Source organism: Pseudoxanthomonas sp. JC1303, assembly GCF_058448525.1.
On the sequence record NZ_CP185958.1, the window covers coordinates 4,123,073 to 4,138,571 of the forward strand.

Sequence of the window (15,499 nt, forward strand, 5' to 3'; positions counted from 1 at the left end):
GGCGGCGCGTCCCACCTCCAACATGCCCCGGCTCTCGAGCCGGGGCGTGTTGCGTTGACGGCCAGGCGATTGTCCTCAAGAAGCACCGGGTGGCCGCCGATACCAAGTACAACCCGATCGCCGAGCATCACCATGGCTGCAGCCTCCCCCGCTTCACCGGAATCGCGTGAATTCGACTTTTCGGACAAGGACTTCCGACGGGTCAGCGAGCTGATCTACAAACGCGTGGGCATCGCCCTGGCCCCGGCCAAGCGCGACATGGTCTACGGCCGGCTGTCGCGGCGCCTGCGCGCGCTGGGGCTGCGCTCGTTCAAGGATTACCTGGATCAGCTGGAGTCCGGTGGCGACGAGCAGGAGTGGGAATCCTTCACCAACGCCCTGACCACCAACCTGACCTCGTTCTTCCGCGAGCCGCACCATTTCGAGAAGCTGCGTCAGGATCTGGAAGCCCGTGGCACCGCCGCCGGTCAGCTCAAGCTGTGGTCGTGCGCGGCCTCCACCGGCGAGGAGCCCTACTCGATCGCCATCACTGCCTGCGAGGCCTTCGGCACCCTCACCCCCCCGGTACGCATCCTGGCGACCGACGTGGACACCCAGGTGCTGGACACCGCCTCGCGTGGGGTCTATGCCATGGAGCGCATCTCCTCCCTGGACGATGCGACCAAGCGTCGCTATTTCCAGCGCGGCAGCGGCCCGAACGAAGGCAAGTGCCGGGTCATCCCCGAGCTGCGCCAGCTGATCGATTTCCGCCCGCTCAACCTGCTGGCCCCGCGCTATGACGTGGGCGGCCCGTTCGTCTCGCTGTTCTGCCGCAACGTGATGATCTACTTCGACAAGCCGACCCAGCACGGGATTCTCTCGCGCCTGATCACGCACATGGCCGACGACGGCCTGCTCTATACCGGACATTCTGAGAACTACCTGCACGCGGCCGACCTCATCCAGCCGTGCGGCCGCACGCTGTATCGCCGCGCCAAGCGCGCGAGTGCCTCATGAGCAGCGTCGCCCACTCGCTGGACGCGGTCATGCGGTATCACGACACGCGCTTCCAGACCATGGCCGCCAAGCTGTTGCCCACCCAGTACCTGGTGGTCGACGACGATACGGCCCTGACCACCATCCTGGGGTCCTGCGTGGCGGCATGCCTGCGCGATCCGCTGCTCAAGATCGGCGGCATGAACCACTTCCTGCTGCCCGAGGGCCAGGTCGGCGACGGCGCACCGGCGCGCTACGGCAGCTACGCCATGGAGCTGTTGATCAACGACCTGCTCAAGCGCGGCGCCAACCGCAGCCGGCTGGAGGCCAAGGTCTTCGGGGGCGCCAACGTGCTCAAGGGCTTCACCAGCAACCCGGTGGGCACGCGCAACGCCGAGTTCGTACGCCAGTACCTGCAGGCCGAACGCATCCCGGTCGTCGCCGAGGACCTGTGCGGCATCCATCCGCGCAAGATCTGGTTCTTCCCGGCCACCGGACGGGTCGTGGTGCAGAAGCTGCCACACGCCCACGAAGCCGAGGTTGCCGCCACCGAATCGGCCGTGCGTGCCAGCCTGTCCAAGGCGCCGGTCACCGGCGGCGTGGAGTTGTTCCAATGACCCTGCAAGCTCCCATCCGCGTGCTGGTGGTCGACGACTCGGCCGTGGTGCGCCAGATCCTCACCGAAATCCTGTCCCGCGACATCGGCATCGAGGTGGTCGGCGCGGCCTCCGACCCGCTGATCGCCCGCGACAAGATCAAGCAGCTCAACCCGGACGTCATCACCCTCGACGTCGAAATGCCGCGCATGGACGGACTGGCGTTCCTGGAGAACCTCATGCGCCTGCGGCCCACGCCGGTGGTGATGATCTCCTCGCTGACCGAGCGCGGCGCGGACACCACGCTGCAGGCCCTGGCCCTGGGCGCGGTGGACTTCGTCTCCAAGCCCAAGCTCGACGTGGCCCGCGGCCTGGAAGGCTACGCCGAGGAAATCGTCGCCAAGGTCAAGATCGCGGCCAAGGCCCGGGTCCAGGCCCTGACCCGATCCGCGCCCAAGCAGACCCTGGGGCCGGCCGCCCCGGTGACGCGCCCCGCCTTCCGCACGACCGATCGTCTGATTGCCATTGGCGCCTCGGCCGGTGGCACCGAGGCTTTGCGTGTGGTGCTAGAGATGATGCCCGCCGATGCGCCCGCCGTGGTCCTGACCCAGCACCTGCCGGCCAGCTTCAGCACGGCCTTTGCCGAGCGCCTGGACCGTCATTCGGCCATGTCCGTGCGTGAGGCCACCGATGGCGAAGCCATCCTGCCCGGCCATGCCTATCTGCCGCCTGGCGGAAAGCATCTGCGCATCATCCGCGACGGTGCCCGCTGGCGCTGCCGCATCGATGATGGCGACCCGGTGAACCGGCACAAGCCGGCGGTCGACGTCCTGTTTCGCTCTGTCGCGCAAAACGCCGCCGGCAACGCGGTTGGCGCGATCCTGACCGGCATGGGCGACGATGGCGCGCGTGGTCTGCTGGAGATGCGCGAAGCCGGTGCCCCCACCCTGGTCCAGGACGAGGCCACCAGCGTGGTGTGGGGCATGCCGGGCGCCGCCTTCAAACTGGGCGCCGCGCAGGAAGTCGTCCCCCTGGAACGCGTCGCAGAACGCTTACTGGCGTTGTCCGGCCAGGGCAAATGAACGCAGACCCGCCGCCTGGCCCAGCGGACCGCGCTGCCCAAGCAGCGCCGTCGACCGCACCGGGCCAGGCGGCGGGATCAATTCCGGCAGCGACCACGACTCTGCTCGCCGACGCGCTACAGCGCGCCGACAGCGCCATGATCATCACCGATCCTCAGTCTCGGATCGTCCACGTCAACGACGGCTTTACCCGCATGTTTGGCTATGGCCTGGACGAGGTCATCGGCCGCCGGCCTTCGGACTTCCTGGCCCGGACGCACAGCGATCCGGAGATCCAACAACTGCGGGATCGGGCGGACCGGCTGCTGGCCACCCAGTCCGACGTGCTGCTGCACGACAAGGATGGCCGCTCACTGTGGGCTTCGGTGGTGTTCAACCCGTTTACCGATGCCGACGGCAGGGCCACCCACTACATCGCGGTGCTGACCGAGATCACCGAGGCCAAGCTGCATGAAGTCCTGCATCGCAGCGTGCTGGCCGCGCTCATGCACGACAAGCCCATGACCGAGGTCATGGCGATCATCTGCCGGGAGCTCGAGCGGGTCGCGCCGTCGCTGATGACCTCGGTGATCGCCGTGGACCCGGACGGCCGCCTGCGGACCCTCGCGGCCAACGGGCTGCCTCCCGAGTACGCCGTGCGCGTGGACGGTGCCAAGGCCGGACCAAACGTAGGCGCTTGCGGGACCGCGGCCTGGCGCGGGCGAACGGTCGTCGTCGAGGACACCCTCACCAGCCCCCTGTTTGGCGACTATCGTTTCGTGGCCGAGGATTTCGGACTGCGGGCCTGCTGGTCCAGCCCGATCAAGTCCGCCTCCGGTCGCGTGCTGGGCACCTTCGCCTTCTACTACCGGCAACCGCGCAAACCCGACCCATGGCATGTGAAGCTGGCCGAGATCTGCATGCATCTGTGTTCGCTGGCGCTGGAGCGCGAGCAGGACCGCACGCGCATGCACAAGCTGGCCTTCTACGACGCACTGACCGGACTGCCCAATCGGATGATGTTCTGCGCCAGGGCCGAGCAGATGCTGGTCAGCGCCGAACAGGAGCAACAGGCGCTGGCGCTGCTGTTTCTCGACATCGACCGTTTCAAGCGCGTCAACGAGACCCAAGGCCACGCTGCCGGCGACGGCCTACTGCGCGACCTGGCCAGTCGCATCGGCGCCTCGCTGGGCCAGGCGGACCTGGTTGGACGCCAGGCAGCCGATGAATTCGTCATCGCCCTGCCCGGCTGCCCGGCCGAACATGCAGCCGGCGTCGCCGAACGACTCCTGGCCTGCGTGTCCGAACCCTGCGCGGTCGGCCACATGACCTTTTCCCCCAGCGCCAGCATCGGCGTGGCGGTCTATCCCGGCGACGGGCAGGACATCGACACGCTCATGCGTCATGCCGATCTGGCCATGCACCGGAGCAAGGCCGAGGGCGGCGGCAACGTGCGCTTCTTCAGTGCCGACATGAACCGCCTGGCCCAGGAGCGCGTGGCGCTCGAAGCCGCCTTGCGCGATGCCCTGCGTCGCGACCAGCTCGAACTGTATTACCAGCCGCAGTTGAGCAGTGCCGCACCGCATGCGCTGCTTGGCGCGGAGGTGTTGCTGCGCTGGACCCATCCTGACCTTGGGCCGATCCCGCCGGGCCGCTTCATCCCCATGGCCGAGGAATGCGGACTGATCTGCGAGGTCGGACGCTGGGTCCTGACCAACGCCTGCCGCCAGATGGGCCAATGGCGCGCGCGTGGCGTGCCGGTGCCGCAAGTGGCCGTCAATCTGTCGGCCGTCAGCTTCGAGGATCCGTGCCTGATCGACCGCGTGCAGGCGCTGCTGCGCCAGCACGCCCTGGCGCCGAGCGACCTGGTTCTGGAAATGACCGAGAGCGTGATGCTCTCTCCGCTGCCGGTGGTGCTCAGCAATCTGGAATCCATCAAGGCCGCCGGGATCTCGCTGTCGCTGGACGACTTCGGCACCGGCTATTCCAGCCTGAGTCACCTGCATCGCCTGCCCATCGACGAGCTTAAGCTGGACATGAGCTTCGTCCATGATCTGGAGCGCAGCCAGTCGGCGCTCAACCTGACCCAGTCGATCCTGCGCATCGGCGAGAGCCTGGGCAAGCGCGTGGTGGCCGAAGGCGTGGAAACCCAGGCCCAGTCCGACCTGCTGGCCAAGCTGGGCTGCAAAGTGCTGCAGGGCTTCCTGTTCTCCAAACCGCTGCCGGCCGCTGCGCTGGAGAGCTGGATCAGCGACCGCACTGCCTGATCGACCATCACCGGTCGCGGCGAGGAAAAGCCGGCCTGCCCCGACTTCGGGAAGCTGAAGATGAGCAGCCAGACCGGCTTCACCGCCAAGTCGGGGAGCCCCAGGCGACCGGTACGCAGCGCTTCTCACGACCGAACCATCGCCTCTCCGGACGACCTCCTGTGTTGTAGAGCGGAGCCCGCTCCGCTGCTCCATGCTCGGGGCGCAGGGAAGGCGCCTGGCCGAGCAAACGCCCGGAGGAAAGCCCTAGCGGAGCGAGCTTCGCGCTACACATGCCCGCTGGGGCCGTGCCGCGAGTGGTAGAGCCGAGCTTGCTCCGCTGCTCCACGATCGGGCGCAGGGAAGGCGCCTGGCCGAGCAAGCGCCCCGAGGAAAGCCCTAGCGGAGCTAGCTCCGCGCTACACATGCCCGCTGGGGCCGCGCCGCGAGTGGTAGAGCGGAGCTTGCTCCGCTGCTCCACGATCGGAGCGCGGAGAATGCACCTGGCCGAGCAAGCACCCGGAGGAAAGCCCTAGCGGAGCGAGCTCCGCTCTACATACGCTCGCTGGGGCCGTGCCGCGAGCCAGAAGCCCGATCAAGGCAACAGGCCAAGGGGCAAGCATCAACCGGACGGCAGAAGCCCCATGAAAAAGCCCGGCTTGCGCCGGGCTCTTCGTTTAGCACCTCAACCTGGATCAGGCGGCGGTCTTCTCGCCGGCCTTGTAGTCCTCGATCTGGTCGAAGTTCATGTAGCGGTAGATATCGGCGCTGCTGGCATCCAGCACACCGATGTCGGCCATGTACTCGGCCTTGGTCGGAATGCGGCCTAGACGCGAACAGATCGCGGCCAGTTCGGCCGAGCCCAGGTACACGTTGGAATTGCGGCCCAGGCGGTTGGGGAAGTTGCGCGTCGAGGTGGAGAACACCGTCGCGCCCTCCTTTACCTGCGCCTGGTTGCCCATGCACAGCGAGCAGCCCGGCATCTCCATGCGCGCACCGGCGGTGCCGAAGGTGCCGTAGTGGCCTTCCTTGGTCAGCTCGGCGGCATCCATCTTGGTCGGCGGGGCGACCCACAGCTTGGTCGGGATGTCGCGCTTGCCTTCCAGCAGCTTGGAGGCGGCGCGGAAGTGGCCGATGTTGGTCATGCAAGAACCGATGAACACCTCATCGATCTTGGCGCCGGCCACCTCGGACAGGGTCTTCACGTCGTCCGGGTCGTTCGGGCAGGCCAGGATCGGCTCGTGCACGTCGGCCAGGTCGATCTCGATGACCGCCGCGTACTCGGCGTCTTCGTCGCCCTTGAGCAACTGCGGATCGGCCAGCCATTCCTTCATCTTGTCGATGCGGCGCTGCAGGCTGCGCGGGTCCTTGTAGCCCTGCTCGATCATCCAGCTCAGCAGCGTGATGTTGCTGTTGAGGTATTCGATGATCGGCTCCTTGTTGAGGTGCACGGTGCAACCGGCGGCCGAGCGCTCGGCCGAGGCATCGGACAGCTCGAACGCCTGCTCGACCTTCAGGTCCGGCAGGCCCTCGATCTCCAGGATGCGACCGGAGAAGATGTTCTTCTTGCCCTGCTTGGCCACGGTCAGCAGACCGGCCTTGATCGCGTACAACGGAATCGCATTGACCAGGTCACGCAGGGTCACGCCCGGCTGCATCTTGCCCTTGAAGCGCACCAGCACGCTCTCGGGCATGTCCAGCGGCATCACGCCAGTCGCGGCGGCGAAGGCCACCAGGCCCGAGCCAGCCGGGAACGAGATGCCCACCGGGAAACGGGTGTGCGAGTCGCCACCGGTGCCGACGGTGTCGGGCAGCAGCATGCGGTTGAGCCAGCTGTGGATCACGCCGTCGCCCGGACGCAGCGAGATGCCGCCGCGGGTGGAGATGAACTCCGGCAGGGTGTGATGGGTCTTGACGTCCACCGGCTTGGGATAGGCGGCGGTGTGGCAGAACGACTGCATCACCAGGTCGGCCGAGAAGCCCAGGCAGGCCAGGTCCTTCAGCTCGTCGCGGGTCATCGGGCCGGTGGTGTCCTGCGAACCGACCGAGGTCATCTTCGGCTCGCAGTAGGTGCCCGGGCGCACGCCCTGGCCTTCGGGCAGGCCGATCGCGCGGCCCACCATCTTCTGCGCCAGCGAGAAGCCCTTGCCGCTGTCGGCCGGCTGCTGCGGCAGGCGGAACAGGTCGGTCGCCGGCAGGCCCAGGGCCTCGCGCGCCTTGGCGGTCAGGCCACGGCCGACGATCAGCGGGATGCGCCCACCGGCGCGCACCTCGTCGAACAGCACCTCGGACTTGACCTTGAACTCGGCAATGACCTGGCCATTCTTCAGCGCCTTGCCCTCGTACGGACGCAGTTCGATCACATCGCCCTGCTCCATCTGCGACACATCCAGCTCGATCGGCAGCGCACCGGCGTCTTCCATGGTGTTGTAGAAAATCGGGGCGATCTTGGAGCCCAGGCACACGCCGCCGAAGCGCTTGTTCGGGATGTAGGGGATGTCCTGCCCGGTCCACCACAGCACCGAGTTGGTGGCCGACTTGCGCGAGGAGCCGGTGCCGACCACGTCGCCGACGTAGGCGACCAGGTGGCCCTTGTTCTTCAGGTCGGCGATGGCCTGGATCGGGCCGCGCTTGCCGTCTTCTTCCGGCACGAACGGGGCGCCGTCGCGCTTGTTCTTCAGCATCGCCAGGGCGTGCATCGGGATGTCCGGCCGCGTGGTGGCATCCGGGGCCGGCGACAGGTCGTCGGTGTTGGTTTCGCCCGGCACCTTGAACACCGTCAGGGTCATGGACTGGGGCACTTCCGGCTTGCTGGTGAACCATTCGGCATCGGCCCAGCTGCGCAGCACGGCCTGGGCGTTGACGTTGCCGGCGTCGGCCTTTTCCTTGACGTCGTGGAAGGCATCGAACACCAGCAGGGTCTGCTTGAGGCCGTCGGCGGCGATGGCGCCGACCTCCGCGTCATCCAGCAGCTCGACCAGCGGATGCACGTTGTAACCGCCGAGCATGGTGCCCAGCAGTTCGGTCGCGCGTGCGCGACTGATCAACTCGCTCTTTTCGGTACCGAAGGCGATGGCGGCCAGGTAGCTGGCCTTGACCTTGGCGGCATCGTCCACGCCGGCCGGCACGCGATGGGTCAGCAGGTCCACCAGGAACTCGGCCTCGCCGGCCGGCGGGGCCTTGAGCAATTCGATGACCTCGGCGGTCTGCTGCGCGGTCAGCGGCAGCGGCGGGATGCCCAGCGCGGCGCGCTCGGCAACGTGGTGGCGATAGGCTTCCAACATGGTCAACTCCCGGGAGTACGGTTTGAAATGGATGAGTCAGGCCTGCGGCACGATCAGGCGCAGGCCCTTGAAGTAGTCGCGATAGAACGGCTGGCTGTAGGTGATCAGGGCGTCGCACTGCAACAGCGCATGCGCCCCGACCAGGAAATCCGGCAGGGTCTGCGGGCCGCCGCCGCGCTGGCGGTAGCGGCGTTGCATTTCGCCCGCGCGCAGGGCCGACTTGGACTCCAGCGCATTGAAATGGATGCCCATCTCCTCCAGCACGCCCAACGCTTCGGCCCCGTTGCGCAGCGCGCCGCAGACCTCGGCCAGGGCGACATCGCAGAGCACGACCCGCCCGTTGGCCAGGCACTGGCGCAGGCAGGCCTCGGCGGCATCGGCCTGCGGCCCATTGGTCAGCAGGTCGACCAGGACGGGGGAATCGATGGCGATCACGGCGCGCGGTGGCCCGGATCAAGACTTGGACGAGGCGCGACTGGCGCGCACGGCGGCCTCGGGCGATTCGAACCCATCCAGGGCGAAACGCCCGCGTGCCTTGGAGATGGCGTCATCCACGCTCTTGCGCAGCACGATGCGGCTGCCGTCCAGTTCGACTTTCAGCAGCGTCCCCTTGGTCAGCCCCAGCGCATCGCGCACGGCCTTGGGCAGGGTGATCTGGCCGCGTTCGGCGACGGTGGCTTCCATGGCGGACCCCTTGAAGTATGCATGAATTATACATACTTCCATTGCCGTACCGCCAACGAGGTCCGAGCACGCAACCACTATCCTGTCACGTCGCGGGCGTCACACTGACGCGATTGCAGCATCGGTCAGCCAGAGCCGGCACCGCGCCGGCACACGTCACATCGAGCACCAAGGAGCCAACCCATGAGCGATTCCTTCAAGACCCAGACCACGCTGGACGTGGGCGGGACGTCCTACACCTATTTCAGCCTGCCCACCCTGGGCAAGCAGTTCGACATCACCCGCCTGCCCTACTCCATGAAGATCCTCCTGGAGAACTTGCTGCGCGGCGAGGATGGCGTCAGCGTCACGCCCGAGCACATCGAGGCGGTGGCCAAGTGGGACCCGAAGGCCGAGCCGGACACCGAAATCGCCTTCATGCCGGCACGCGTGGTGCTGCAGGATTTCACCGGCGTGCCCTGCGTCGTCGACCTGGCCGCCATGCGTGATGCGGTGGTCAAGCTGGGCGGCCAGGCCGAGCAGATCAATCCGCAGATTCCGTCCGAGCTGGTGATCGACCACTCGGTGCAGGTCGACGTGTTCGGCAAGCCCGATGCGCTGGACCTCAACGGCAAGATCGAGTTCAAGCGCAATGCCGAGCGCTACAGCTTCCTGCGCTGGGGCCAGAAGGCCTTCCACGACTTCAAGGTCGTCCCGCCGAGCACCGGCATCGTCCACCAGGTCAACCTGGAACACCTGGCCCGGGTGGTGATGACGCGCGAGGCCGATGGCGTGACCTACGCTTACCCGGACACCGTGTTCGGCACCGACTCGCACACCACCATGATCAACGGCATCGGCGTGCTGGGCTGGGGCGTGGGCGGCATCGAGGCCGAGGCCGCGATGCTGGGCCAGCCTTCCTCCATGCTGATCCCGCAGGTCGTCGGTTTCGAACTGACCGGCAAACTGCCCGAAGGCGCCACGGCCACCGACTTGGTGCTGACCGTGACCCAGATGCTGCGCAAGCACGGGGTGGTCGGCAAGTTCGTCGAATTCTTCGGCCCCGGCCTGCAGCACCTGCCGCTGGCCGACCGCGCCACCATCGGCAACATGGCTCCCGAGTACGGCGCCACCTGCGGCATCTTCCCGGTGGACCAGGAGTCGCTGAACTACCTGCGCCTGTCCGGCCGCAGCGAGGACCAGATCGCGCTGGTCGAGGCCTATGCCAAGGCCCAGGGCCTGTGGCACGACGCCGACAGCCCGCACGCCGAGTACAGCGCCACCCTGCACCTGGACATGGGCGAGGTGAAGCCCTCCCTGGCCGGCCCCAAGCGTCCGCAGGACCGCGTGCTGCTCAGCGACATGCAGAAGAACTTCAACGAGAGCGTCGCGCCCTTCGCCGAGGCCCGCGCGAAGAAGAAGCGCGGCAGCGACGACAAGCAGGTCGAGCGCTACGCCAACGAGGGCGGCGGCGGCACGGCGGTGGGCGCCGAGGATGCCTATCGCGAATCCAGCCATGCCTCGGCCCCGGGCTGGAAGCTCAAGGACGGCTCGGTGGTCATCGCCGCCATCACCTCCTGCACCAACACCTCCAACCCGGCGGTGATGCTGGGCGCCGGCCTGCTGGCACGCAACGCGGTGGCCAAGGGCCTGAAGGCCGCGCCATGGGTCAAGACCTCGCTCGGGCCGGGCTCGCTGGTGGTCACCGACTACCTGAAGAAGGCCGGCGTGATGGAAGACCTGGAGAAGCTGGGCTTCTACCTGGTCGGCTACGGCTGCACCACCTGCATCGGCAATTCCGGCCCGCTGCCCGAAGAAGTCTCCGCGGCCATCGCTGCCGGCGACCTGGCCGTCAGCTCGGTGTTGTCGGGCAACCGCAACTTCGAGGGCCGCGTGCATCCCGAGGTCAAGATGAACTATCTGGCCTCCCCGCCGCTGGTGGTGGCCTACGCCATCGCCGGCACCACCGACATCGACCTGACCACCCAGCCGTTGGGCCAAGGCGCGGACGGCAAGGACGTGTTCCTCAAGGACATCTGGCCGACCAACAAGGAGATCGGCGACTTCATCGCCAAGACGATCGGGCCGGAGATGTTCGCCAAGAACTACGCCGACGTGTTCAAGGGCGACAGCCGCTGGAACAGCATCGAATCGCCCGATGGTGGCCTGTACGAATGGGACGACGGCTCGACCTACATCAAGAACCCGCCCTACTTCGAGGGTATGTCCAAGGACTCGGGCAGCATCGACGACGTGCATGGCGCACGGGTGATGGGCCTGTTCGGTGATTCGATCACCACCGACCACATCTCCCCGGCCGGTAACATCAAGAAGGATTCGCCGGCGGGCCGCTTCCTGCAGGAGCGCGGCGTGCAGCCAGCGGACTTCAACAGCTACGGCAGCCGGCGCGGCAACGACGATGTGATGGTCCGCGGCACGTTCGCCAACATTCGCATCAAGAACCTGGTGTTCGGCGGCGAGGAAGGCGGCAACGCGCTGTACTACCCCAAGGCCGGCGGCGAGCCGGAGAAGCTGGCGATCTACGATGCGGCCATGAAGTACAAGGCCGACGGCGTGCCGCTGGTGGTCCTGGCCGGCAAGGAATACGGCACCGGGTCCTCGCGTGACTGGGCGGCCAAGGGCACCAACCTGCTGGGCATCAAGGCGGTGATCGCCGAGAGCTTCGAGCGCATCCACCGCTCCAACCTGGTGGGCATGGGCGTGCTGCCGCTGGCGTTCAAGGACGGCCAGAACGCCCAGTCCCTGGGCCTGGATGGCTCGGAAGTCATCGACGTCACCGGCCTCAAGGACGGCGCCTCCAAGACTGCGCAGGTCGTGGCGAAGAAGGCCGACGGCAGCGAAGTCAAGTTCGAGGTGCGCGTCCTGCTGCTCACGCCCAAGGAAGTCGAATACTTCCGCCACGGTGGCCTGCTGCACTACGTGCTGCGCCAGCTGGCGGCCAAAAAGGCCGCCTGACTTCGGACCCGGCGTCATCCGGCCCTCGCGCCAGCGCGAGGGCCTTCGAAGGTGCACAAAGCGCGTTGGATCGCCAACGCGCCAGCCCACCCTCCGTCACGGTCGCCTGCGCGAGGTGCCGCATCATCGGATCGAAAGTTCCTTGATCGCGCACGTCGATTTTCTCGGTTGACCGTGCGGTACGACCTCAACGGTTAAGTGCCCCGGTAATGCGGGGCGTTGGGCATGACAGGCGGCGCGAGCATGACAATTAGGTCATGCACAAAAGCGGCTAAAGCGCTCCAGCGGATTCCCATTGGGCGACGTAGAGCTTCCATTCGCCCTCGACCAGACGCCACCCGGTGGTGACCTCGTAGGCGCCGGCCTGGTCGGGCAGCAGGCGACCGGTGCCGCCGGTCAGTACCGCGCGGCATCGGACCGTCGCGTGGTCGCCCTGCAGCGTCACCGCAAGCGGGCCCAAGGTGGTTCCGACCCGCGTACTGCCGAGAAAACGCAGCCGTACCAGATTGCGAAGGGCCTCGCGGTCCATCCCGCCTGGGCCGGCGAAGTCCTGCGCCACCTGCGACATCACCTCGCCGATGTCCCGCTGCTCGATGGCCTCCTGCAGCGCCTGGATCTGACCACGCAGCTGCGCTTCCGGCTCGGCGTGGCGGCAACCCGCGATGCCGGCCATGACGGCACACAGGGCCAACACCATTCGCAGCGGTATTGAAAGATTCCGGTTTGCGGCGCCTACCGTTATGCTCATCGGCGTTTCAGGGGAAACGCCGGAATCCGCCGGCGGCGCCCGACCTTAACACCCTGGGAGGGGCACAGACGATGATGCAGGACCGGCCCTGGCTTGCGAGTTATCCCAACGGCGTTCCCCACGAGATCGACCTGGAGCAGTACCGCTCGGTGGTCTCGATCCTGGAGACCGCGATCGCCGACTACCGTGACCGGCCGGCCTTCTCCAACTTCGGCAAGGTCCTGACCTACGCGGACATCGACGTCCTGAGCCAGCAGATGGCCAGCTATCTGCTGCACGGGCTCAAGCTCAAGCGGGGCGACCGCGTGGCGGTCATGATGCCCAACTGCCTGCAGTACCCGATCTCGATCTTCGGCATCCTTCGTGCTGGATTGACCGTGGTCAACGTCAATCCGCTCTACACCGCGCGCGAACTGCATCATCAGCTCGAAGACGCCGGCGCGGCGGCGCTGATCGTCGTGGACAACTTCGGTGACACCGCCCAGGAGGCCCTCGCCGGCACCTCGGTCAAGCACGTGATCACCACGGGGCTGGGCGACATGCTCGGCGGGGCCAAGGGCGCGCTGGTGAACTTCGTCCTGCGCTACGTCAAGAAGATGGTCCCGGACTATGAGATCGCCGGCGCGATCCGCTTCCGCGACGCATTGGCCATGGGCAAGGCCAAGCCCCTGCCCAAACTGGACATCCAGCCCGATGACATCGCGTTCCTCCAGTACACCGGCGGCACCACCGGCGTGGCCAAGGGCGCGATGCTCACCCACCGCAATCTGGTGGCCAACATGCAGCAGGCCTCGACCTGGGTCGGCATCAAGACCAAGCCCGGCGAGGAATACATCATCACCGCGCTGCCGCTGTATCACATCTTCGCGTTGACGGCGAACTGCCTGGTCTTCATGAAGTTCGGCGGACTCAACCACCTGATCACCAACCCGCGCGACATGAAGGGCTTCGTCAAGGAGCTGTCCAAGGCCCCGTTCACCGCCATCACCGGCGTCAACACGCTGTTCAACGGCCTGCTCAACACGCCGGGGTTCGACAAGATCGATTTCAGCACCCTGCGCCTGACCCTGGGCGGCGGCATGGCCGTGCAGCACAGCGTGGCCGATCGCTGGAAGCAGGTCACCGGCGTGACCCTGATCGAGGCCTACGGCCTGACCGAGACTTCGCCCGCGGCCTGCATCAATCCGATGGACCTGGCCGACTACAACGGGTCGATCGGCCTGCCGGTTCCGTCCACCGACTGCTGCCTCAAGGATGACGAGGGCAACCTCGTCGCCGCTGGGGAAGACGCGGTGGGCGAGCTGTGCATCAAGGGCCCTCAGGTGATGAAGGGCTACTGGAACAAGCCCGAGGAAACCGCCAAGGTCATGGACGCCGAGGGCTGGCTGCACACCGGCGACATGGCCCGCATGGACGCGCGTGGCTTCTTCTACATCGTGGATCGCAAGAAGGACATGATCCTGGTGTCGGGCTTCAACGTGTACCCGAACGAGGTCGAGGACGTGGTCGCCGGCATGCCCGGCGTCCTGGAGGTCGCGGCCATCGGCGTACCGGACGAGCGCTCCGGCGAGGCCGTCAAGGTGTTCATCGTGCCCAAGCGTGCCGGCGGGCTCAGCGTGGAGGAGGTCAAGGCGTTCTGCCGCGAGAACCTGACCGGTTACAAGCAGCCACGGCACGTGGAGTTCCGCAGCGAACTGCCCAAGTCCAACGTCGGCAAGATCCTGCGCAAGGAGCTGCGCGCTCCGGCCACTGCCGCGCACTGAACGCTTCGGCGTCGCCGCACCGGTACGGTGCGGTGACATCCAAGCTCTGACGCCTAACTCATCGAGTGTGCCCGCTGCGCGACTCGGGCGGCCAGCGCGCGCCCGCTATTTAGTGACTTCCGTCACATAAAATCTGGAGGTAGCGCGAGTCGCCATAAGTCATTGACTTCAGCGACTTTTTTATCGCATTTAACAACTGGTTCAGGTGTAGGATCGGCTACGCCGCGACCCCCGACGTGGCCTCCTACCCCTTCGATCCCAGGAACGCCGCCATGAACAACATCGAGAAGCTCCTCCGCACCCGCGCCTACTCCACCATCCGCACCGAACTGACCCACGACGACAGCGCTCACTGGCTGTACATGCACGCCGACGCCGCCGAGGGGATCCGTCCGTGCTGCCGCCCGGAGATGCTCGATGAGATGTGGTCGTTCATGAGCCAGGTCACCCGCGCGCCCTCCCAGCGCCGCAGCGGCGAACTGCGCCACTTCGTGCTGGCGTCCGATGCCAGCGCCTACAACCTCGGCGGCGACCTGAATCTGTTCACCCAGCTCATCCGCGAGGGCAACCGCGATCGTCTGCTGTCCTACGCGCAACGCTGCGTCGAAGGGGTCCACCACCTGCATGTCGGCTTCGGCGGCGACGTGCGCAGCATCGCTCTCATCCAGGGCGACGCGCTGGGCGGCGGCCTGGAAATGGCGCTGGCCTGCCACACCATCGTGGCCGAAGAAGGCGCCGGCATGGGCCTGCCGGAAGTCCTATTCGGCCTGTTCCCGGGCATGGGCGCCTACTCCTTCCTGTGCCGACGCGTGGCGCCGCAGGTCGCCGAAAAGATCATCCTGGAAGGCCGGGTCTACAGCGCCGAGGAAATGTACAAGCTGGGCGTGGTGGATGTGCTGGTGCCCAAGGGCCAGGGCATCGCTGCGACCGAGGAGCTGATCCGCCAGCAGCGCCGCATCCCGCACTCCTACCTGGCCATGAACCAGGCACGCAACCTCGCCCAGGCGGTGGGCTACGACGAACTGCTGGAAATCACCAAGGTCTGGGTGGAAACCGCCCTGGCACTGGGAGAGAAGTCGCTGCGCACGATGGATCGCCTGGTCAAGGCCCAGACACGTCGCGCCAGCCTCGACGCCGCCTGATTCGGGGCGGTCTACGGAAAAGGACTTTCGGCCCGACGCGCTCGT

11 protein-coding genes are annotated in these 15,499 nt (G+C 66.7%); 7 read left to right on the top strand and 4 right to left on the bottom strand.

Features of this window, described 5'->3' with window-relative positions:
- Positions 1 to 132: 132 nt before the first annotated feature.
- Genes ACORQU_RS18355 through ACORQU_RS18370 form a run of 4 tightly spaced genes read left to right on the top strand, consistent with a single transcriptional unit; the run spans position 133 to position 4,899 of the window.
- Positions 133 to 996: a CheR family methyltransferase gene (locus ACORQU_RS18355; RefSeq protein WP_491642468.1), complete on the top strand. Its 864-nt coding sequence runs from the start codon at positions 133 to 135 to the stop codon at positions 994 to 996.
- Positions 993 to 1,592: a chemoreceptor glutamine deamidase CheD gene (cheD, locus tag ACORQU_RS18360; protein ID WP_271645693.1), complete on the top strand. Its 600-nt coding sequence runs from the start codon at positions 993 to 995 to the stop codon at positions 1,590 to 1,592. The genes ACORQU_RS18355 and cheD overlap by 4 nt, the downstream gene beginning before the upstream one ends.
- Positions 1,589 to 2,653 carry a protein-glutamate methylesterase/protein-glutamine glutaminase gene (locus ACORQU_RS18365; RefSeq protein WP_271645692.1) on the top strand — a complete coding sequence of 355 codons (1,065 nt, stop codon included), beginning with the start codon at positions 1,589 to 1,591 and terminating at the stop codon, positions 2,651 to 2,653. The genes cheD and ACORQU_RS18365 overlap by 4 nt, the downstream gene beginning before the upstream one ends.
- Positions 2,650 to 4,899 carry a sensor domain-containing protein gene (locus ACORQU_RS18370; RefSeq protein ID WP_491642469.1) on the top strand — a complete coding sequence of 750 codons (2,250 nt, stop codon included), beginning with the start codon at positions 2,650 to 2,652 and terminating at the stop codon, positions 4,897 to 4,899. Before ACORQU_RS18365 ends, ACORQU_RS18370 begins: the two co-directional genes overlap by 4 nt.
- Positions 4,900 to 5,573: 674 nt before the next feature.
- Here the strand turns inward: ACORQU_RS18370 and ACORQU_RS18375 are convergent.
- Genes ACORQU_RS18375 through ACORQU_RS18385 form a run of 3 tightly spaced genes read right to left on the bottom strand, consistent with a single transcriptional unit; the run spans position 5,574 to position 8,846 of the window.
- The gene (locus tag ACORQU_RS18375) at positions 5,574 to 8,162 is read right to left on the bottom strand and encodes a bifunctional aconitate hydratase 2/2-methylisocitrate dehydratase (protein WP_491642470.1); all 2,589 of its coding nucleotides are present in this window, start codon (positions 8,160 to 8,162) and stop codon (positions 5,574 to 5,576) included.
- Between the two features lie 36 nt (positions 8,163 to 8,198).
- Positions 8,199 to 8,597 (bottom strand): type II toxin-antitoxin system VapC family toxin, encoded by a 399-nt coding sequence (locus ACORQU_RS18380; RefSeq protein ID WP_491642471.1) that lies wholly within the window; start codon positions 8,595 to 8,597, stop codon positions 8,199 to 8,201.
- 18 nt (positions 8,598 to 8,615) lie between these two features.
- Positions 8,616 to 8,846 carry an AbrB/MazE/SpoVT family DNA-binding domain-containing protein gene (locus tag ACORQU_RS18385; RefSeq protein WP_271645688.1) on the bottom strand — a complete coding sequence of 77 codons (231 nt, stop codon included), beginning with the start codon at positions 8,844 to 8,846 and terminating at the stop codon, positions 8,616 to 8,618.
- Positions 8,847 to 9,029: 183 nt separating this feature from the next.
- Here ACORQU_RS18385 and acnA point away from each other — a divergent pair, with 183 nt between their 5' ends.
- On the top strand, positions 9,030 to 11,801 hold the full coding sequence (acnA, locus tag ACORQU_RS18390; RefSeq protein WP_491642472.1) for an aconitate hydratase AcnA: 2,772 nt from the start codon (positions 9,030 to 9,032) through the stop codon (positions 11,799 to 11,801).
- Positions 11,802 to 12,072: 271 nt separating this feature from the next.
- Here the strand turns inward: acnA and ACORQU_RS18395 are convergent, their stop codons facing one another.
- A complete protein-coding gene (locus tag ACORQU_RS18395; protein WP_491642473.1) occupies positions 12,073 to 12,474 on the bottom strand; it encodes a YybH family protein in 402 nt (133 codons plus the stop codon).
- Between the two features lie 146 nt (positions 12,475 to 12,620).
- Here ACORQU_RS18395 and ACORQU_RS18400 point away from each other — a divergent pair, with 146 nt between their 5' ends.
- Both ACORQU_RS18400 and ACORQU_RS18405 read left to right on the top strand, forming a co-directional pair.
- On the top strand, positions 12,621 to 14,312 hold the full coding sequence (locus ACORQU_RS18400; RefSeq protein WP_491642474.1) for a long-chain fatty acid--CoA ligase: 1,692 nt from the start codon (positions 12,621 to 12,623) through the stop codon (positions 14,310 to 14,312).
- 272 nt (positions 14,313 to 14,584) lie between these two features.
- Positions 14,585 to 15,454 carry a crotonase/enoyl-CoA hydratase family protein gene (locus tag ACORQU_RS18405; RefSeq protein WP_491642475.1) on the top strand — a complete coding sequence of 290 codons (870 nt, stop codon included), beginning with the start codon at positions 14,585 to 14,587 and terminating at the stop codon, positions 15,452 to 15,454.
- Positions 15,455 to 15,499 lie beyond the last annotated feature (45 nt).